This is a genomic window from Hydrogenophaga sp. UC242_53 (assembly GCF_042696965.1).
GTDB lineage: Bacteria > Pseudomonadota > Gammaproteobacteria > Burkholderiales > Burkholderiaceae_C > Hydrogenophaga.
On the sequence record NZ_CP170552.1, the window covers coordinates 602,688 to 622,120 of the forward strand.

Here is a 19,433-nt window from a genome sequence, read left to right on the forward strand (position 1 = left end):
AACCGCTATGCTTGCGCCCCATGAAACACCTCTCTGAATTCACCCAGGCCGACGTGCAGGAGCTGGCCCGGCGCGACGTGGCGCTGGCGCTGGCCGAAGACGTGGGCGCGGGTGACCTGACCGCCGCGCTGGTGGACGCGCAGCGCCCCGCGCAGGCGCGCATTCTGGCGCGCGAAGCGGCCGTGATCTGCGGCACGCCCTGGGTGGAAGCCGCCGTGCACGCGCTCGACCCCCAGGCCACGCTGACCTGGCACGTGGGCGAAGGCCAGCGCTGCGCCGCCGACCAGACCGTGCTCGCCATCGAAGGCCGCGCGCAGGCGCTGCTCACGGCCGAGCGCACCGCGCTCAACTTCCTGCAGCTGCTCTCGGCCGTCGCAGCCAAGACCGCCACCTTCGTCGACACCGTGGCCGGCACGCGCGCGCAGATCGTGGACACGCGCAAGACCCTGCCGGGCCTGCGCCTGGCCCAGAAATACGCGGTGAAGGCCGGCGGCGGCGTGAACCACCGCATCGGCCTGTACGACGCGGTGCTGATCAAGGAAAACCACATTGCCGCGGCCGGCGGCGTGGCCCAGGTGCTGCAGCGCGTGCGCGAGACCGCGCCGGAGGCGCGTTTCGTCGAGATCGAGGTCGAGACCCTGGCCCAGCTCGAAGAGGCCCTGGCCTGCGGCGCCACCATGGTGCTGCTCGACAACATGGACATTCCCACGCTCCACGCGGCGGTGCGGCTCAACGCCGGCCGCGCGATTCTCGAAATCTCCGGTGGCGTGAACCTGGACACCGTGCGGGCCCTTGCAGAAACCGGGGTCGACCGCATCTCTGTCGGCGCCCTCACCAAGGACGTCAAGGCCACCGACTTTTCCATGCGTTTCCAGACGCTCTGAGGCGTCGGAACTCCGAGACACAACGACCCCATGAACACCGCAGACCCTTCCGTCATCGACGTGGAATACGAACAGCCGGCCTGCCCCACGCAGCATGCCTGGGCGCGCGTGCCGGTCGAGCCCGGCCCGAAGCAGCGCGCCGCGCTCAAGGAGCGCATCCGCCAGTTGCTGAAGGAGCGCAACGCGGTCATGGTGTCGCACTACTACGTGCACCCCGACCTGCAGGACCTCGCCATCGAGACCGGCGGCATCGTGAGCGATTCGCTGGAGATGGCGCGCTTCGGCCGCGACCACGCGGCCACCACGCTGGTGGTCTCGGGCGTGCGCTTCATGGGCGAGACCGCCAAGATCCTGAGCCCCGAAAAGACCGTGCTCATGCCCGACCTCGACGCGAACTGCTCGCTTGACCTGGGTTGCCCGATCGACGAGTTCAACGCCTTCTGCGATGCCCACCCCGACCGCACCGTGGTGGTCTACGCCAACACCAGCGCGGCCGTGAAGGCGCGCTCGGACTGGCTGGTCACCTCCAGCTGCGCGCTCGACATCGTGCAGGCGCTCAAGGAGAAGGGCCATAAGATCCTGTGGGCGCCCGACAAGCACCTGGGGGCCTACATCCAGCGCGAGACCGGCGCCGACATGGTGATGTGGACCGGCTCGTGCATCGTGCACGACGAGTTCAAGGCCTTCGAGCTCGAAGCGCTCAAGAAGGAGCACCCCAAGGCCAAGGTGCTGGTGCACCCGGAAAGCCCGGCCGACGTGATCGCGCTGGCCGATGCCGTGGGCTCGACCTCGGCCATCCTGAAGGCCGCGCGCACGCTGGACGCGCCCGAGTTCATCGTCGCGACCGACAACGGCATGATGCACATGCTGCGCCAGCAGAATCCGGGCAAGGTGTTCATCGAGGCGCCCACGGCCGGCAACAGCGCCACCTGCAAGAGCTGCGCGCACTGCCCCTGGATGGCGATGAACGGCCTGGCGGGCGTGGCGCAGATCCTGGAAAAAGGCCTCAACGAGATCCACGTCGACCCGGCGCTGATCCCGCTGGCGCGCCGGCCGATCGACCGCATGCTGGCCTTCACCGGTGCGCAGCGCAACGGTCAGAACCCCGGCGCGCTCATCCCGAACATCGGCGCGGCCTGAACCCGGTTTATCGGCTCGGGGGAACGAGGATCGTCGGTTTTGCCTCGGGCAGCAGCCCGGGGTAGTCGCGGCTGAAGTGCAGGCCGCGGCTCTCGTGCCGCAACAGGGCGGACTTCACGATCAGGTCGGCCACCTGCACCAGGTTGCGCAGCTCCAGCAGGTCGCGCGTGACGTGGAACTGCGAGTAGAACTCCTGGATCTCGCGCTGCAGCAGCGCGATGCGGTGCGCCGCGCGCTCCAGCCGCTTGTTGGTGCGCACGATGCCCACGTAGTCCCACATGAAGCGGCGCAGCTCGTCCCAGTTGTGCGAGATCACCACCTGCTCGTCGGCGTCGGTCACGCGGCTGTCGTCCCACAGCGGCGCGGCCGGCGCGGCGGGTGCCGCCGGGGCGTTGCGGATCGCGTTGACCGCGCCTTGCGCGAACACCATGCACTCCACCAGCGAGTTGCTGGCCAGGCGGTTGGCGCCGTGCAGGCCGGTGCAGGTGGTTTCGCCCACCGCGTACAGGCCGGCGATGTCGGTGTGGCCGGCCAGGTCGGTCACCACGCCGCCGCAGATGTAGTGCGCGGCCGGTACCACGGGAATCGGCTCGCGCGTGATGTCGATGCCCAGCTCGGCGCAGCGCGCGAGGATGTTGGGGAAGTGCTCGTGCAGGAACTCGGGCGGCTGGTGCGAGATGTCCAGGTGCACGCAGTCCAGCCCGTGCTTCTTCATCTCGAAGTCGATCGCGCGCGCCACCACGTCGCGCGGCGCGAGTTCGGCGCGCGGGTCGTGGTCGGGCATGAAACGGTGGCTGCCCAGGTGGGGCGGCAGCTTGAGGTGGCCGCCCTCGCCGCGCACCGCCTCGGTGATGAGGAAGCTCTTGGCGTGCGGGTGGTACAGGCAGGTCGGGTGGAACTGGATGAATTCCATGTTCCCCACCTGGCAGCCGGCGCGCCAGGCCGCGGCGATGCCGTCACCGGTCGCGGTGTCGGGGTTGGTGGTGTAGAGGTAGACCTTGCCCGCGCCGCCCGTGCGCAGCACGGTATGGGTGGCGCTGAAGGTCAGGACCTCGTCGCGCTCGGTGTCCAGCACGTAGGCGCCGAAGCAGCGCGGCTGGCCATCGGTGCCCGGGTGTTTGCGGTCGGTGATGAGGTCGACCAGCATGTGGTGCTCGAACAGCTGGATCTCGGGCGTGGCGCGCACGCGATCGATCAGCGTGGCCTGCACCGCCGCGCCGGTGGCGTCGGCCGCGTGCACGATGCGGCGGTGGCTGTGGCCGCCCTCGCGGGTCAGGTGCAGCTCGCCGTCTTCCAGCGAGAACGGCACGCCGAGTTCCTGCAGCCAGGCGATGGCGGCCGGGGCGTTCTCCACCGTGAACTGCGTGGCTTCCAGGTCGCACAGGCCGGCGCCGGCCACCAGGGTGTCTTCCACGTGCGAGGCCACGCTGTCGCCCTCGGCCAGCACGGCGGCAATGCCGCCCTGCGCCCAGTTGCTCGAGCCGTCGCTGAGCGCGCGCTTGGTGATCACCGCCACGCGGTGGGTCTTGGCCAGGTGCAGCGCGGCGGTGAGACCGGCCAGGCCGCTGCCGATGATGAGGACGTCGAAGCGGTGTTGGTCGGTCATGGCGGAGAGAGGAGGAAGAGGGACAGGGCCGACGCCGGGCCGCTCCCAAGGCGGCCCAGCCCCCTCGGGGGGCAGCGACCCGCGCAGCGGCGGAGCGTGGGGGTGCTCATGCAGGGGTGTAGGCGAGCCGCACGTAGATGGGGGCGAAAGCCTCGGCCTGGGTCAGCTCGATCAGCGTTTCCTTGGCGAGTTCGAGCATGGCGATGAAGGTGACCACCAGCACCGGCGAGCCTTGCGAGGGATCGAACAGTTCGCCGAATTCGACGAACTTGCGGCCCTGCAGGTGGCGCAGCACGATGCTCATGTGCTCGCGCACCGAGAGCTCCTCGCGGCTGATCTTGTGGTGCTGCACGAGCTTGGCGCGCTTGAGGATGTCGCGCCAGGCGCTTTGCAGGTCGATCGCGTTCACGTCCGGGAAGCGCGGCGCCAGCGCCTGTTCCACATAGACCTGGGCGCGCAGGAAATCGCGGCCGTACTGCGGGCTGTCGGCCAGGCGGTGCGCGGCCAGCTTCATTTGTTCGTACTCGAGCAGGCGGCGCACCAGCTCGGCGCGCGGGTCTTCCGGTTCCTCGCCCTCGGCCGTCTTCTTGGGCGGCAGCAGCATGCGCGACTTGATCTCGATCAGCATGGCCGCCATCAGCAGGTACTCGGCCGCCAGCTCCAGGTTGCTGGCGCGGATCTCATCGACGTAGGTGAGGTACTGGCGGGTCACCGCCGCCATCGGAATGTCGAGGATGTTGAAGTTCTGCTTGCGGATCAGGTAGAGCAGCAGGTCCAGCGGGCCCTCGAAGGCCTCCAGGAAGATCTGCAGCGCGTCCGGCGGGATGTACAGGTCGCGCGGCATGGCGAACAGCGGTTCGCCGTAGAGCCGCGCCAGCGCCACGTGGTCCACCACCGATGGCAGGACATCGTCCAGGCCCTGAGGGGCCTCGTTGAGCGTGTGCGGATCGCTCATTCAGGAGGCCGGTCAGGCGTGGTCGGAACCGGTCTGGTAGACGTAGGGCTGCTGGGGCACGCGGGCGGCCTCGGCCTTGGCCTGGAATTCGCGGTCGATCTGCTTGTCCCAGAGCAGGGCGCGCCCCTGGCGCTGCGACTGCTCCAGCCCCGGCTTGCCGGCCTTGAGCTGTTCGATGAACTGCGTCGTGTCGGATTGGTAGTCGGGGCGGCGGAAGATGGACATGGTGGGCTCGGTGGTGCGCGGGGGGAAAGAGGCCGATTTTACCGGGCCGCCCCGAGGCCTCACTGGAAGGTGTTCAGCCGCCCCGCGAAGCCCGAGCGTTCGATCAGCGAACGCGGCTGGGCGTGCAGGCCCACCATGCCCAGGTGGCCGCCGCGCTTGTGCACCGCCTTGTGCAGCTGTTCCAGCGCGTCCAGCCCGGTGGTGTCGAGCGAGATCATGTGGCTGGCGTCCAGCATCACGTTGATCGGCGTGGGCGAGCGCTCCACGTCCGCAACGATGGGGTCGATCTTGGCGACGGCGCCGAAGAACAGCGAGCCGTAGAGCTTGTAGGTGGCCTGCTGCTCGGTGCGCGCCACCGGCTCGGCGCGGAAGATCTCGCTCTGGCGGCGCACGAACAGCACCACCGCCAGCACCAGACCGAGCTCGACCGCCACCGTGAGGTCGAAGACGATGGTGACGAAGAAGGTGGACAGCAGCATCAACCGGTAGTGGTTGCTGAACTGCCTCAGGCGCCCGAACTCGCGCCACTCGCCCATGTTCCAGGCCACGAACAGCAGCACACCGGCCAGCACCGCCAGCGGGATGTGGTACGCCAGGGGCGCGGCCACCAGCACCACGGCGGCCAGCGTGAGCGCGTGCACCATGCCGGCCACCGGCGAGGCGGCGCCCGAGCGGATGTTGGTCACGGTGCGCGCGATGGTGCCGGTGGCGGGCATGCCGCCGAAAAACGGCACCACGGCGTTGGCGATGCCTTGCGCCATCAGCTCCTGGTTGGGGTCGTGTTTGGGCGCGTCGCTCAGCTGGTCGGCCACGCGCGCGCACAGCAGCGATTCGATGGCGCCCAGCAGCGCGATGGTCAGCGTGGGCGTGACCAGCAGGCGCACCGTCTCCCACGAGAAGTCGGGCAGCTCGAAGGCCGGCGTGCCGCGCGGGATGCCGCCAAAGCGCGTGCCGATGGTCTCCACCGGCAGGCTCAGGGCCCAGGCCAGCAGCGTGAGCGTGACCAGGGCCACCACCGGGCCGGGCAGGCGCGAGGTGGCCTTGAGCGCGCTCACCCGGTCCAGCTTCTCGATCTGGCGGCGGAACTGGAAGTCCACCGCCCACAGGCGCGGCCAGACGAACAGGCCCAGCACGCACAGGCCGCCGAGCGCGAAGGCGAAGGGGTTGAAGCTGTCGAGGTGCAGCGCCAGGGCCTTCATCTGGCCGAAAAAGCTGCCTGGCATCTTCGCGATTTCCAGCCCGAGCAGGTCGCGCACCTGCGACAGCGCGATCAGCACCGCGATGCCGTTGGTGAAGCCGATCACGACACTCACCGGCACGTAGCGCACCAGCGTGCCGAGCCGGAAGAGGCCCAGCAGGAACAGCAGCACGCCCGCGCTGGCGGTGGCGATCAGCAGGTTCGCCACGCCGTAGCGCTCGACGATGCCGTAGACGATGACGATGAAGGCGCCGGCCGGGCCGCCGATCTGCATCGATGTGCCGCCCAGGGCCGAGATCAGGAAGCCCGCGATGATCGCGGTCCACAGGCCGGCCTCGGGCTTGAGGCCGCTGGCGATCGCGAAGGCCATGGCCAGCGGCAGCGCCACGATGCCCACCGTGGCACCCGCACCCACGTCGCGCGCGAGCTTGTCGCGGTTGTAGCCTTGCAGGTCTTTCAGCAGGCGGGGGCGGAACGGCGCCAGGGGCGGCAGGCCTTGGAACATGGGCCGATGTTACCTTTGGCTACGGTTCGTGCCGCCCGCCAAGCTTGAGCCATGGGGTCGGGCATTAGACTGGCCTTTTGATCTGGACAAGGACCGACATGCGAACAGCGGCGATGGGCAAGACGTGGCGTGGCGCGCTGGCGTTGCTGGGCGGGCTCGGCCTGGCGGGCCTGCTCGCGGCCTGCGACCCGCAGAACATCAGCGAGCTGGAAGAGGGTGTGTCCACCGAGGCCGACGTGCGCGATCGCTTCGGCGCGCCCGAGGCGGTGTGGGAAGGCGAGGACGGCGCGCAGATCTACGAGTACAACCGCCAGCCCGCGGGCCACACCAACTACATGATCACCATCGGCCCGGACGGCAAGATGGCCTCGCTGCGCCAGGTGCTCAACCCGCGCACCTTTGCCCAGGTGCAGCCCGGCATGCCCATGGAGGCGGTGCGCCGCATGCTGGGCAAGCCCATGAAGATCACCACCTACGCGCTCAAGCGCGAGACGCACTACGACTGGCGCTACTTCGAAAGCCCGAACGTGGGCGAGTCCCAGGTCTTCACCGTGGTGTTCGACGCCGACCTCAAGGTGGTGCGCACGATGTCGGTGCGCGACCCGGACCTGGACAAGAACCGCTGAGCGGCGGCGTCAGGCGGCTGCCCGCAGCCGCTGCCAGTCGTCCAGTGCCGGGCGCATCACCAGCAGCAGGAGCATCAGCGCCAGCGGCAGGGTGCTGATGAAACCCAGGTGCTTGAAGCCCAGCGCGCCGGCCAGCCCGCCGAAGAAGAAGCAGGCGATCAGCTGGCCGTGCACGCGCAGCCGGCCGCGGTGGGCCCGCACCGGCGCGGCGCCCGGTTGCCGGTTCACGTAGAGCAGCTTGCCCAGCTCGATGCCCAGGTCGGTCACCAGGCCGGTGACGTGGGTGGTGCGGATGGTCGCGCGCGAGATCTTGGTGATCACCGCGTTCTGCAGGCCCATGATGAAACACAGCAGCACCACGGTGAGCGGCAGGAAGACCGGCGTCATGAAACCCATGGCGGCACCGAACAGGCCGAACACCAGCAGCGCGGCGGCCTCCAGCACCAGGGGCAGGCCGTAGGCGCTGCGCAGTTCGCGGCGCAGGCCCCAGTTCACCAGCCAGGCCGTGGTCATGGCCCCGAGCAGGAAGGCCAGCACCGAGCCCAGGCCGGCCAGGGCCAGCGTGAGTTCGCCCAGCACCAGGTGGTCGGCCACCGAGGACACGATGCCCGTCATGTGCGAGGTGTACTGGCCCACGGCGAGCAGGCCGCCCGCGTTGGCCGCCCCCGCCACGAAGGCCAGCACCGAGCCGAGCTTCAGATCGGTCTGCGGCGTGCGCTGCAGACTGGTGAAGCCCCGGATCGGTTTGAACACGGGCGGACCGCCGTTCAGCGCACCCGCATGCCCGGCGTGGCGCCCGGCCAGGGGTTGAGCACGTGGATGCCGGGTTCGGCGTTCTCGTCGGCGTGGCTGGCGGCCAGCACCATGCCTTCGCTGACGCCGAACTTCATCTTGCGCGGCGCGAGGTTGCGCCACCACCACGGTGAGCTTGCCCACCAGGTCTTCGGGCGCGTAGGCGCTGGCGATGCCGCTGAACACGTTGCGCGTGCGGCCCTCGCCCACGTCGAGCGTGAGGCGCAGCAGCTTGCTCGAACCTTCCACCGCCTCGCAGTTCACGATCTGCGCGATGCGCAGGTCGATCTTGGCGAAGTCGTCGATGGTGATCGTGTCGGCGATGGGCTCGCCCCCCGGCACTGTGACGGCCTGCGCGGGCGCCGGTGGCGGCTCGAACAGGGCGTCGAGCTGCTTCACATCCACGCGCTGCATCAGGTGCTGGTAGGCCTTGATCGCGTGCCCCTTGCCGAGCAGGCGCGTGGTGTGGGCGAACTGCAGCGGCGCGGCCTGCAGGAAGTCCTCCACCTGCGCGGCGAGCGCGGGCAGCACTGGCTTGAGGTAGAGCGTGAGCAGGCGGAAGGCCTCGATGCAGGTGGTGCACACGTCGTGCAGGCGGCCGTCCATGCCCTCCTGCTTGGCGAGTTCCCAGGGTTTGTTCTGGTCCACATAGGCATTCACGCGGTCGGCCAGCAGCATGATCTCGCGCAGCGCCTTGCCGTACTCGCGCTCGGCGTAGAGCTCGGCGACGCTGGGCGCGGCGCTCTGCAGGTGGTCGAGCAGCGCGTCGCCGTCGGCCGAGACCTCACCCAGGCGGCCCTCGAAGCGCTTGGCGATGAAGCCGGCCGCGCGCGAGGCGATGTTGATGTACTTGCCCACCAGGTCGCTGTTCACGCGCAGCATGAAGTCTTCGGGGTTGAAGTCGATGTCTTCGTTGCGGCTGCTCAGCTTGGCGGCCAGGTAGTAGCGCAGCCACTCGGGGTTCATGCCCAGCTGCAGGTACTTCAGCGGGTCCAGGCCGGTGCCCCGGCTCTTGCTCATCTTCTCGCCGTTGTTGATGGTGAGGAAGCCGTGCACGAACACCGCGTTGGGCACCTTGCGGCCGCTGAACTTCAGCATCGCGGGCCAGAACAGGGTGTGGAAGGTGATGATGTCCTTGCCGATGAAGTGGTACTGCTCGGTGCTCGGGTCGGCCATGAAGGCATCGAAGTCGCGGCCGGTCTTGTCGAACAGGTTCTTCAGCGAGGCCAGGTAGCCCACCGGCGCGTCCAGCCACACGTAGAAGTACTTGCCCGGGGCGTCCGGGATCTCGATGCCGAAGTAGGGCGCGTCGCGGCTGATGTCCCAGTCGCCCATCCTGGGCTTGCCGTCCTCGCCGGGTTCGATCCACTCGCTGATCTTGTTGAGCACCTCGGGCTGCACCGCGCCGCTCTGGGTCCACTGGTCAAGAAAGGCCAGGCAGCGCGGGTCGGAGAGCTTGAAGAAGAAGTGCTCCGACTGCTTGAGCACCGGCTTGGCGCCCGAGAGGGCCGAGTAGGGGTTGATCAGGTCGGTCGGGCTGTAGACCTTGCTGCAGACCTCGCAGTTGTCGCCGTACTGGTCCTTGGCGTGGCAGTTCGGGCACTCGCCCTTGATGAAGCGGTCGGGCAGGAACATGTTCTTCTCGGGGTCGAAGAACTGCTCGATGGTGCGCGTCTCGATCAGGCCGTTGGCCTTGAGCGCGCGGTACACGTCCTGGGCCAGCGCGTGGTTTTCCGGGCCGTCGGTGCTGTGCCAGTTGTCGAAGCCGATGTGGAAGCCGTCCAGGTAGGGCTTGCGGCCGGCGGCGATGTCGGCCACGAACTGCTGCGGGGTTTTGCCGGCCTTGTCGGCGGCGATCATGATGGGGGCGCCGTGCGCGTCGTCGGCGCAGACGAAGTTCACCTCATGGCCCTGCATGCGCTGGAAACGCACCCAGATGTCGGCCTGGATGTACTCCATGATGTGGCCGATGTGGAAATGGCCGTTGGCATAGGGCAGGGCGGTGGTGACGAACAGGCGTCGCTGGCTCATGGGAAGGGCTTTCTGTCGGGGAACCGGCCATTTTACGGGCCGATGCCCTCATGGCGCCTGTGTGTATGCCCTTGACCCGGGGGTCACGTTAGACTTCCCCACGCTCCCGCACCCCTCACAACACCGATACCCCACCCCCTCTCAGGAGACCGTTTCCCATGGCCGTTGATTCCCAGGCACTGCTGACCGCGCTGCAAGCCGTTGTCGATCCGAACACCGGCAAGGATTTTGTCTCCACGAAGGCGGTGAAGAACCTGCAGGTGGCCGAGGGCGATGTCTCGTTCGAGGTGGAAATGGGCTACCCGGCCAAGAGCCAGCTGCCGTCGCTGCGCCGCGCGCTGATCGCGGCGGCCAAGAGCGTGCCCGGCGTGGACAACGTCTCGGTCAACATGGGCACCAGGATCGTCGCGCACGCCGTGCAGCGCGGTGTGCAGCTCATGCCCAACGTGAAGAACATCATCGCCGTGGCCTCGGGCAAGGGCGGCGTGGGCAAGAGCACCACCGCCGTCAACCTCGCGCTGGCGCTGGCCGCCGAGGGCGCGAAGGTCGGCATCCTGGACGCCGACATCTACGGCCCCAGCCAGCCCATGATGATGGGCGTGGAAGGCCGGCCCGAGAGTTCGGACGGCAAGACCATGGACCCGCTGGAAAACTACGGCGTGCAGGTGATCTCCATCGGCTTCCTGATCGACCGCGACGAAGCCATGATCTGGCGCGGCCCCATCGCCACGCAGGCGCTGGAACAGCTGCTGCGCCAGACCAACTGGAGCGACCTCGACTACCTCATCGTCGACATGCCGCCGGGCACCGGCGACATCCAGCTCACGTTGAGCCAGCGCGTGCCGCTCACCGGCGCCGTGATCGTGACCACGCCGCAGGACATCGCGCTGCTCGACGCGCGCAAGGGCATCAAGATGTTCGAGAAGGTGGGCGTGCCCATCCTGGGCATCGTGGAGAACATGGCGGTGCACGTGTGCGAGAAGTGCGGCCACGTGGAGCACATCTTCGGCGCCGACGGCGGCAAGAAGATGGCGGCCGAATACGGCATGGACTACCTGGGCGCGCTGCCGCTGAACATGAGCATCCGTGTGCAGGCCGACAGCGGCATGCCCACGGTGGTGGCCGACCCCGAGGGCGAGATCGCCAGCCTCTACAAGGGTGTGGCGCGGCAGGTGGCGATCAAGATCGCGGCCAAGTCCAAGGACTTCTCCAGCAAGTTCCCTTCGATCAAGATTTCGAAGGACACCTGAGGCCTTCCTGCCGTCAGTAGTGGTACCGCAACTGGGCCAGTTGCAGCGCATCGCCTTCGATGCGGTACACCATGCGGTGCTCGTCCGTGATGCGCCGGGACCAGAAACCCGACAGCGCGTGCTTGAGCGGTTCGGGCTTGCCCACGCCGGCAAAAGGCTCTCGCATCACCTCGCGGATCAGCTTGTTGATGCGCTCGACCATTTTGCGGTCTTGCTTTTGCCAGTACAGGTAGTCTTCCCAGGCTTCGTCCGAGAACACCCGCTTCACTCGGCCAGCCCCCGCTCGCTTCCCTTCCCGGCGGCCAGCTGGGATACCGACGACAGCAGGCGCCGTGCGTTGGTGGGGTTGCGCAGCAGGTAGGCGGTTTCTTCCAGCGCCTTGTAGTCTTCCAGCGAGAGCATCACCACCGAGCGTTCTCCGCCCCGGGTGATGATCATGGGCTCATGGTCCTCGCACACCTGGTCCATGGTGGTGGCCAGGTTGGCTCGGGCGGCGCTGTAGCTGATGGTGTTCATGCGTACTCCTTCTTGTACAGGTACGCATTATTGTACGCCCCTGTCGGCCGGCCTGCTTGACCAGGTCGTCAGGTCCCCGTCTCCCGCTCCCGCAACCGGAAGCGCTGGATCTTGCCCGTGGCCGTCTTCGGCAGTTCCGGCAGGAACTCGATGAAGCGCGGGTACTTGTAGGGCGCGAGCTTTTCCTTCACGAAGGCCTGCAGTTCGGCTTCGGTGGCCTGAGCGCCGGCCTTGAGCACCACGAAGGCCTTGGTCTTGGTCAGGCCGTCGGCGTCGGTCTTGCCGATCACGGCGGCTTCGAGCACGGCGGGGTGCTGCACCAGCGTGGCCTCCACCTCGAACGGGCTCACGTAGATGCCGCTGACCTTGAGCATGTCGTCGTTGCGGCCCGCGTAGGTGCAGTAGCCGTCCACGTCGCGCGTGTACTTGTCGCCGGCCTTGGTCCAGCCGCCCTGGAAGGTGTCGCGGCTTTTGCCGCGGTTGTTCCAGTACATCAGCGCGGCGCTCGGGCCCTTGATGTAGAGGTCGCCGATCTCGCCGTCGGCCACGGGCTGGCCGTCCTCGCCACGCAGTTCGATCTGGTAGCCCGGCACGGGTTTGCCGGTGGTGCCGTAGCGCACATCGCCAGGGCGGTTGGAGAGGAACACGTGCAGCATCTCGGTGGAGCCGATGCCGTCGATGATCTCGACGCCGAAATGGTTCGTCCAGCGCTGGCCGATGTCCTGCGGCAGGGCCTCGCCGGCCGAGGAGCACAGGCGCAGGGCCACCTCGCTCTTCTTCGGCAGGTCGGCAGCGGCGAGCATGCCGCCGTAGCCGGTGGGCGCGCCGTAGAACACCGTGGGCTGCTGGTCCTTGAAGCGCTTGAAGCAGGCCTGCGGCGTCGGGCGCTCGGCCATCAGCACCACGCTGGCGCCCACGGTGAGCGGGAAGCTCAGCGCGTTGCCCAGGCCGTAGGCGAAGAACAGCTTGGCGGCGGAGAACACCACGTCGTTCTCGCGCAGCGCCAGCACGCCCTTGCCGTACAGCTCGGCGGTCCAGTACAGGTTGGCCTGGGTGTGCACCGTGCCCTTGGGCGCACCGGTGGAGCCCGAGGAATACAGCCAGAACGCGGGCTCGTCGCCGTGCGTGTCGGCGGCCTGCGCCGCCGGTGCGTGGCTGCCCACCAGGGTGGTGAAGTGGTGCACGCCCTCGGGCAGGGCGCCCGTGGCGCGCGAGGCGATGACGTGTTTCACCTCGTGGCCGCCCTGGGCACTCAGGTGGTCCAGCGCGGTCTGCAGCGTGGGCAGCAGCGCGGCCGACACCAGCGCGGCCTGGGCGCGGCTGTTGGCCATCATGTACGCGTAGTCCTGCGCGGTCAGGAGGGTGTTCACCGCCACCGGCACCACGCCCGCATGCAGCGCACCGAGGAAGGCCACCACCCAGTCGCTGCTGTCGTGCATGAGCAGCAGCACGCGCTCTTCGCGGCGCAGGCCCAAGGCGCTGAGCGCGGCGGAAAACCGCCGCACCTGGTCGGCGAGCTCGCCGTAGCTCAGCTGGCCCTGGTCGTCGATCAGGGCGGTCTTGGCCGCGCGGCCGCTGTTGAGGTCCAGCAGGTGGCGCGCGAAGTTGAAGCGCTCGGGGGGCGGCGCGACGGTGGTGTCCATGGGGTTGTCTCCTCTGCGGTTCGCGGGGTTCGGGCTCAATACGTCAAGGCTACCGCCGAGGCGGCCAGGGCGTCCAGCGCGGCGCTGCTGGCCTGCACCGCGCTGCGGCGGTGGTAGAAGCCGAGCGCGCGCAGGCCGCCGAGTTCTTCACCGCCACCGGCGCGGCCCGGGCCGCCGTGCAGCGACATGGGCATCACGTTGCCGTGGCCGGTCTGGCTGGCCGCCACGTCGGGCGAGATGGCGTGCACGCGGCCGTGGGCCGAGCCCAGCTCCAGCGCGGCGCTGGCGGTGAAGGCCGGGTCGGCGCTGTAGACCGAACACACCAGCGATCCCTCGCCGCGGCGAATGAGTTCGTAGGCCTGTTCGATGCCGTCGTAGGCCATCAGCGTGGCCACCGGGCCGAACACCTCGACCTCGTGCAGCACCTTCGCCTTCGCGGGTTCGCGCGAGCCGAGCAGCGTGGGCGCCACGCAGGCCGCCACGGCCGCGTCGGCGTCCACCAGGGCAGCGCCGCTGCCGTCGAACAACACCTCGGCTTCGGTGCACAGTCTGGCGATGCCTTCGAGCACGCTGGCCTTCTGCTCCTGGCTCACCAGCGAACCCATGCGCACGCCCTCGTTGCGCGGGTTGCCCACGCTGGTCTTGGCGAGCTTGGCGCCGATGGCCTGGGCGGCCGCGTCGTACAGCGCGCGCGGCACGAACACGCGGCGGATCGCGGTGCACTTCTGGCCGGCCTTCACCGTCATCTCGCGCACCACCTCGCTCACCAGCAGGTTGAAGGCCTCGCTGTCGGCCGTAGCGGCCGGGTCGAGCAGGGCGCTGTTGAGGCTGTCGGCCTCGATGTTGCAACGCACCGAGCGCTCGGCCACGGCCGGGTGGCTGCGGATGATGCGCGCGGTGTCGGCCGAGCCGGTGAACGAGACCACGTCGAAGGGTTGCAGCTGGTCCATGAGGCCTGCGGAGGAGCCGCAGACCACCGAGAGCGCGCCCGGCGGCAGGATGTTCGCGTCGATCACATCCTTGACCATGCGCTGGGTCAACCACGCGGTGGCCGTGGCGGGCTTGATGATCACCGGCACGCCGGAGAGCAGGGCGGGCGCGGCCTTTTCCCACAGGCCCCAGCTCGGGAAGTTGAAGGCGTTGATGAACAGCGCCACGCCCTGCGTGGGCTGCAGCACGTGCTGGGTCTGGAACACCGGGTCCTTGCCCATGCGGATGCGCTCGCCGTCGAGCAGCGCGCGCGCGCCGCCCAGGGCCTCGCCCTGCTTGGCGTAGTAGCCCAGCGTGAAGATGCCGCCGTCGATGTCCACCGCCGAGTCCTTGGTGGTGGTGCCCGAGTTGGCGGTGGCGATCTCGTCGTAGGCGTCGCGGTTGGCTTGCAGCACCTTGACGATGGCCGCCAGCAGCCCGGCGCGTTCCCCGTAGCTCAGGGCGCGCAAGGCCTGGCCGCCCTGTTCGCGGGCGAACCGGAAACCGGCGGCGAGGTCCAGCCCGGCGCTGCTCACACGGGCGAGTTCGGTGCCCAGCACCGGGTCGAACAAAGGCGTGCCCGCGCCGGTGCCGGTCTGCCATTGGCCGCCGAGGAAGTTGGGGAGCAGGGAAGAGGGGGTCATGGTGGTTGTCTCGGTGGGTGATGGCGGACCCCGGGGCACTGGCCGCGGGGGAGAATGGCGCTATAAATGCACTATCTTGCGTTTTGCGGATTGTGCATTAAAGTGCATGTTTTGCCGAATGGCAAGCCCTCAAAGGGTTTTTCCCGCCCAACCGATCCACAGAAAGGTCAGCCCACCATGGACATCGACGCGACCGGCGTGATGGCCGCCAGCGAGGCCAAGCAGCCCGGCGCCGAAGAAGAGCGCCACCCGTTTCTGGTGGCGCTGGGCGAGCGCGTGCGCACTCTGCGCTCGCGCCGGGGCATGACGCGCAAGGCGGTGGCGATCGCGGCCGATGTGTCCGAGCGGCACCTGGCCAACCTCGAGTACGGCACCGGCAACGCGTCCATCCTCGTGCTGCTGCAGGTGGCACAGGCGCTGCAATGCTCGTTGGCCGAGCTGCTGGGTGATGTGAGCACAAGCTCACCGGAATGGTTGCTGATCCGTGAGCTGCTGGAAAAACGCAACGAAGCCGACCTGCGCCGGGCCCGCATTGCCATCGGCAGCCTGCTGGGCGGCGGCGCGGCCAGTGGCGGCGACCCCGGGCGCAAGGCGCGCATCGCCCTCATCGGCCTGCGCGGGGCGGGCAAGTCCACCTTGGGCCAGCGGCTGGCCGACGACCTGGGTTTTGCCTTCATCGAGCTCAGCCGCGAAATCGAGAAATTCGCCGGCTGCAGCATCAACGAGATCCACTCCCTCTACGGCACGCCGGCCTACCGCCGCTACGAGCGCCGCGCGCTGGAAGAGGCGATCCAGATCTACCCCGAGGTGGTGATCGCTACCCCCGGTGGCCTGGTGTCCGACGCGGCCAACTTCAACCTGCTGCTGTCCCACTGCACCACGGTCTGGCTGCAGGCCGACCCGGCCGACCACATGGGCCGCGTGGCGGCCCAGGGCGACCTGCGGCCCATGGCTGCGAGCCGCGAGGCCATGGAAGACCTCAAGCGCATCCTGGCCGGGCGTTCGGCCTTCTATTCCAAGGCCGACATGGCCTTCGACACCAGCGCCTACAACCTGGAAGACGCTTTCCACGCGCTGCGGGCCCAGGTGCGCGAGGCGATCGGGCTTGAAGAAAAACATGCATGAAAGTGCATTGACGTTTTTGACTTTGTGAATTATTATTCACATCACCAGGTTCGGACCGGCGTTTGAGTGCAGGTCTTCGGGCCTGATCCCGCCGCAGTCCCCTGCGGACCGCCATCGACCTCAGACACCTGCCCGGAGACACCCCATGAGCGCCACCGCCACGCCCCCCGCCGTCGACTACCGCACCGACCCCAGCCAGTACCGCCACTGGAAGCTGTCGTTTGAAGGCGATGTCGCCACCCTGGCCGTCGACATCAACGAAGACGCCGGCATCCGCCCCGGCTACAAGCTCAAGCTCAACAGCTACGACCTGGGCGTGGACATCGAGCTGCACGACGCGCTCAACCGCGTGCGCTTCGAACACCCTGAAGTGCGCACCGTGGTCGTCACCAGCGGCAAGGACCGCGTGTTCTGCTCCGGCGCCAACATCTTCATGCTCGGCCTCTCCAGCCACGCCTGGAAGGTGAACTTCTGCAAGTTCACCAACGAAACCCGCAACGGCATCGAAGACTCCTCCCAATACAGCGGCCTGAAGTTCGTCGCCGCGCTCAACGGCGCCTGCGCCGGCGGTGGCTACGAGCTGGCCCTGGCCTGCGACGAGATCGTGCTGGTGGACGACCGCTCCTCCGCCGTGTCCCTGCCCGAAGTGCCGCTGCTCGGCGTGCTGCCCGGCACCGGCGGCCTGACCCGCGTGACCGACAAGCGCCACGTGCGCCACGACCTGGCCGACATCTTCTGCACCACCAGCGAAGGCGTGCGCGGCCAGAAGGCCGTGGACTGGCGCCTGGTCGATTCCATTGCCAAGCCGCAGCAGTTCGCCGCCCACGTGAAAGAGCGCGCCGCCGCGCTGGCCGCCAAGAGCGACCGCCCGGCCGCCGGCAAGGGCGTGGCCCTGACCCGCGTCGAGCGCACCGACAGCGCCGACGGCATCAGCTACCAATATGTGAACGTGGCGATCGACCGCGCCAAGCGCAACGTCACCCTCACCGTGAAGGCGCCCACCGGCGCGCAGCCGAAAGACATCGCCGGCATCGAGGCTGCGGGCGCCGCCTGGTGGCCGCTGCAGATGGCGCGCGAGCTCGACGACGCCATCCTCTGCCTGCGCACCAACGAACTCGACATCGGCACCTGGCTGCTCAAGACCGAAGGCGACGCCGCCGCCGTGCTCGCCAGCGACGCGCTGATGCTCGCGAACAAGGACCACTGGCTGGTGCGCGAGACCCTGGGCCTGATGCGCCGCACCTTCGCCCGCCTGGACGTGTCCTCGCGCAGCCTGTTCGCGCTGATCGAGTCCGGCTCCTGCTTCGCCGGCTCGTTGGCCGAGCTGGCCTTCTGCGCCGACCGCGCCTACATGCTGGCCCTGCCCGACGACGCCGATGCCGCGCCCAAGCTGCAGCTGGGCGAGTTCAACTTCGGCTTCCTGCCCATGGTCAACGAGCAGTCGCGCCTGCAGCGCCGCTTCTACGAAGAAACGGCCCCGATGGAAGCCGCGCGCGGTGCCATCGGCCAGGCGCTGGACGCCGACGCCGCGCTGGCCCTGGGCCTGGTGACGGCCGCGCCCGACGACATCGACTGGGCCGACGAAGTGCGCATGGCGCTCGAAGAGCGCGCCTCCATGTCGCCCGACGCGCTCACCGGCCTGGAAGCCAACCTGCGTTTCGCGCAGAAGGAAAACACTGCGCACCCGCATCTTCGGCCGCCTCACCGCCTGGCAGAACTGGATCTTCATCCGCCCCAACGCCGTCGGCGAAAAGGGCGCACTCAAGGTCTACGGCAAGGGCGACAAGGCCGCCTTCGACTTCAACCGCGTCTGATTTCATTCCAGCCACCGAACCCGAGGAAGCACGACATGAGCTCGATCAACTACAGCGAGAAGATCCCCAACAACGTCAACCTCAGCGAAGACCGAACGCTGCAGCGCGCGCTCGAAGGCTGGCAGCCCAACTTCATCAACTGGTGGGACGACGTGGGCCCCGAGGGTTCGACCAACCACGAGGTCTACCTGCGCACCGCGGTCAGCGTGGACCCGCAAGGCTGGGCCCAGTTCGGCCACGTGAAGATGCGCGACTACCGTTGGGGCATCTTCCTGAACCCGGGCGACGCCGAGCGCAAGGTGCACTTCGGTGACCACCTGGGTGAAAAGGCCTGGCAGGACGTGCCCGGCGAACACCGCGCCAACCTGCGCCGCATCATCGTCACGCAAGGCGACACCGAGCCCGCGTCGGTCGAGCAGCAGCGCCACCTGGGCCTGACCGCGCCCAGCATGTACGACCTGCGCAACCTGTTCCAGATCAACGTGGAAGAGGGCCGCCACCTGTGGGCCATGGTCTACCTGCTGCACAAGCACTTCGGCCGCGACGGCCGCGAAGAGGCCGAGGCGCTGCTGCAGCGCACCTCGGGCAGCCAGGACAACCCGCGCATCCTGGGCGCGTTCAACGAGAAGACGCCCGACTGGCTGGCCTTCTTCATGTTCACCTACTTCACCGACCGCGACGGCAAGTTCCAGCTGTCGGCCCTGGCCGAATCCGCGTTCGACCCGCTGGCCCGCACGACCAAGTTCATGCTGACCGAAGAAGCCCACCACATGTTCGTGGGCGAGAGCGGCGTTTCGCGCGTGCTCACGCGCACCGCGCAGGTGATGAACGAGCTCAAGACCGACGACGCGCAGAAGGTGCGTGCCGCCGGCGCCATCGACCTGGGCACCATCCAGCGTTACCTGAACTTCCACTACAGCGTCACCATCGACCTGTTCGGCGCCGACCAGTCGAGCAACGCCGCCATCTTCTACAGCTCGGGCCTCAAGGGCCGCTACGAAGAAGGCAAGCGCACCGACGACCACGTGCTCAAGGGCCAGACCTACAAGGTGCTCGAAGTGAAGGACGGCCAGCTCGTCGAGAAGGACGTGCCCATGCTCAACGCGCTCAACGAAGTGCTGCGCGACGACTTCATCGCCGACTCCGTGGCTGGCGTGAACCGCTGGAACAAGGTGCTGGAAAAAGCCGGTATCCCCACGCGCCTGACCGTGCCGCACAAGGCCTTCAACCGCCAGATCGGCGCGCTCGCGGGCATCAAGATGTCGCCCGAAGGCCGCGTGGTGAGCGAGGCCGAGTGGGCCGCGAAGAAGAGCGAATGGCTGCCGACGCCGGAAGACTTCGCTTTCGTCGCCTCGCTCATGGGCCGCGTGGTCGACCCCGGCAAGTTCGCCGGCTGGATCGCGCCGCCCGTGATGGGCATCAACCGCCAGCCGGTGGATTTCGAATACGTCCGGTTTGGTTGAACCTCTGCGCGCCGCACCCCGCGGCGCGCCCCTCTCTCCTACACTGT

General features: G+C 68.2%; 15 protein-coding genes and 2 pseudogenes. 7 read left to right on the plus strand and 10 right to left on the minus strand.

Features of this window, described 5'->3' with window-relative positions:
* Nucleotides 1-20: 20 nt before the first annotated feature.
* Complete coding sequence (nadC, locus tag ACFJI0_RS03205) at nt 21-884, plus strand: carboxylating nicotinate-nucleotide diphosphorylase (RefSeq protein WP_382323407.1); 864 nt, start codon at nt 21-23, stop codon at nt 882-884.
* Nucleotides 885-914: 30 nt separating this feature from the next.
* The gene (nadA, locus tag ACFJI0_RS03210) at nt 915-2,024 is read left to right on the plus strand and encodes a quinolinate synthase NadA (RefSeq protein WP_382323408.1); all 1,110 of its coding nucleotides are present in this window, start codon (nt 915-917) and stop codon (nt 2,022-2,024) included.
* 7 nt (nt 2,025-2,031) lie between these two features.
* Here nadA and nadB read toward each other — a convergent pair whose 3' ends face one another.
* From nadB to ACFJI0_RS03230, 4 genes are all read right to left on the minus strand, one after another.
* A complete protein-coding gene (nadB, locus tag ACFJI0_RS03215) occupies nt 2,032-3,630 on the minus strand; it encodes an L-aspartate oxidase (RefSeq protein ID WP_382323409.1) in 1,599 nt (532 codons plus the stop codon).
* Between the two features lie 106 nt (nt 3,631-3,736).
* Nucleotides 3,737-4,585 carry a segregation and condensation protein A gene (locus ACFJI0_RS03220; protein ID WP_382161177.1) on the minus strand — a complete coding sequence of 283 codons (849 nt, stop codon included), beginning with the start codon at nt 4,583-4,585 and terminating at the stop codon, nt 3,737-3,739.
* Between the two features lie 12 nt (nt 4,586-4,597).
* Nucleotides 4,598-4,810: a DUF3460 family protein gene (locus tag ACFJI0_RS03225; protein ID WP_297398212.1), complete on the minus strand. Its 213-nt coding sequence runs from the start codon at nt 4,808-4,810 to the stop codon at nt 4,598-4,600.
* Nucleotides 4,811-4,869: 59 nt separating this feature from the next.
* Complete coding sequence (locus tag ACFJI0_RS03230; protein WP_382323410.1) at nt 4,870-6,513, minus strand: SulP family inorganic anion transporter; 1,644 nt, start codon at nt 6,511-6,513, stop codon at nt 4,870-4,872.
* A gap of 98 nt (nt 6,514-6,611) precedes the next feature.
* Here ACFJI0_RS03230 and bamE point away from each other — a divergent pair, with 98 nt between their 5' ends.
* Nucleotides 6,612-7,139, plus strand: a complete 528-nt coding sequence (bamE, locus tag ACFJI0_RS03235; RefSeq protein ID WP_382323411.1) for an outer membrane protein assembly factor BamE — start codon at nt 6,612-6,614, stop codon at nt 7,137-7,139.
* Between the two features lie 9 nt (nt 7,140-7,148).
* Here bamE and ACFJI0_RS03240 read toward each other — a convergent pair whose 3' ends face one another.
* Together ACFJI0_RS03240 and metG are read right to left on the minus strand one after the other, a co-directional pair.
* Nucleotides 7,149-7,892, minus strand: a complete 744-nt coding sequence (locus tag ACFJI0_RS03240; protein WP_291115017.1) for a YoaK family protein — start codon at nt 7,890-7,892, stop codon at nt 7,149-7,151.
* Between the two features lie 14 nt (nt 7,893-7,906).
* A pseudogene (gene metG / locus ACFJI0_RS03245) lies at nt 7,907-9,962 on the minus strand (methionine--tRNA ligase).
* A gap of 158 nt (nt 9,963-10,120) precedes the next feature.
* On the opposite strand from metG, the gene apbC reads away from it, so the two are divergent.
* Nucleotides 10,121-11,212: an iron-sulfur cluster carrier protein ApbC gene (apbC, locus tag ACFJI0_RS03250; RefSeq protein ID WP_382323412.1), complete on the plus strand. Its 1,092-nt coding sequence runs from the start codon at nt 10,121-10,123 to the stop codon at nt 11,210-11,212.
* A gap of 13 nt (nt 11,213-11,225) precedes the next feature.
* Here apbC and ACFJI0_RS03255 read toward each other — a convergent pair whose 3' ends face one another.
* The 4 genes from ACFJI0_RS03255 to ACFJI0_RS03270 all read right to left on the minus strand — a co-directional run bounded on the left by ACFJI0_RS03255 (nt 11,226) and on the right by ACFJI0_RS03270 (nt 14,984).
* Complete coding sequence (locus ACFJI0_RS03255) at nt 11,226-11,480, minus strand: Txe/YoeB family addiction module toxin (protein WP_382323413.1); 255 nt, start codon at nt 11,478-11,480, stop codon at nt 11,226-11,228.
* Nucleotides 11,477-11,728: a type II toxin-antitoxin system Phd/YefM family antitoxin gene (locus tag ACFJI0_RS03260; RefSeq protein WP_382323414.1), complete on the minus strand. Its 252-nt coding sequence runs from the start codon at nt 11,726-11,728 to the stop codon at nt 11,477-11,479. Before ACFJI0_RS03260 ends, ACFJI0_RS03255 begins: the two co-directional genes overlap by 4 nt.
* A gap of 68 nt (nt 11,729-11,796) precedes the next feature.
* Nucleotides 11,797-13,371 (minus strand): benzoate-CoA ligase family protein, encoded by a 1,575-nt coding sequence (locus ACFJI0_RS03265; protein WP_382323415.1) that lies wholly within the window; start codon nt 13,369-13,371, stop codon nt 11,797-11,799.
* Nucleotides 13,372-13,406: 35 nt separating this feature from the next.
* The gene (locus ACFJI0_RS03270; RefSeq protein WP_382323416.1) at nt 13,407-14,984 is read right to left on the minus strand and encodes a 3,4-dehydroadipyl-CoA semialdehyde dehydrogenase; all 1,578 of its coding nucleotides are present in this window, start codon (nt 14,982-14,984) and stop codon (nt 13,407-13,409) included.
* Nucleotides 14,985-15,161: 177 nt separating this feature from the next.
* Here ACFJI0_RS03270 and ACFJI0_RS03275 point away from each other — a divergent pair, with 177 nt between their 5' ends.
* The 3 genes and pseudogenes from ACFJI0_RS03275 (at nt 15,162) to boxB (ending at nt 19,386) form a co-directional block, all read left to right on the plus strand.
* A complete protein-coding gene (locus tag ACFJI0_RS03275) occupies nt 15,162-16,109 on the plus strand; it encodes a helix-turn-helix transcriptional regulator (protein WP_382323417.1) in 948 nt (315 codons plus the stop codon).
* Between the two features lie 145 nt (nt 16,110-16,254).
* Nucleotides 16,255-17,923, plus strand: a pseudogene (gene boxC, locus ACFJI0_RS03280) (2,3-epoxybenzoyl-CoA dihydrolase).
* 35 nt (nt 17,924-17,958) lie between these two features.
* Entirely contained in the window at nt 17,959-19,386 is a 1,428-nt protein-coding gene (gene boxB, locus ACFJI0_RS03285; protein ID WP_382323418.1) for a benzoyl-CoA 2,3-epoxidase subunit BoxB, read from the plus strand.
* The last annotated feature ends 47 nt before the right edge of the window (nt 19,387-19,433 follow it).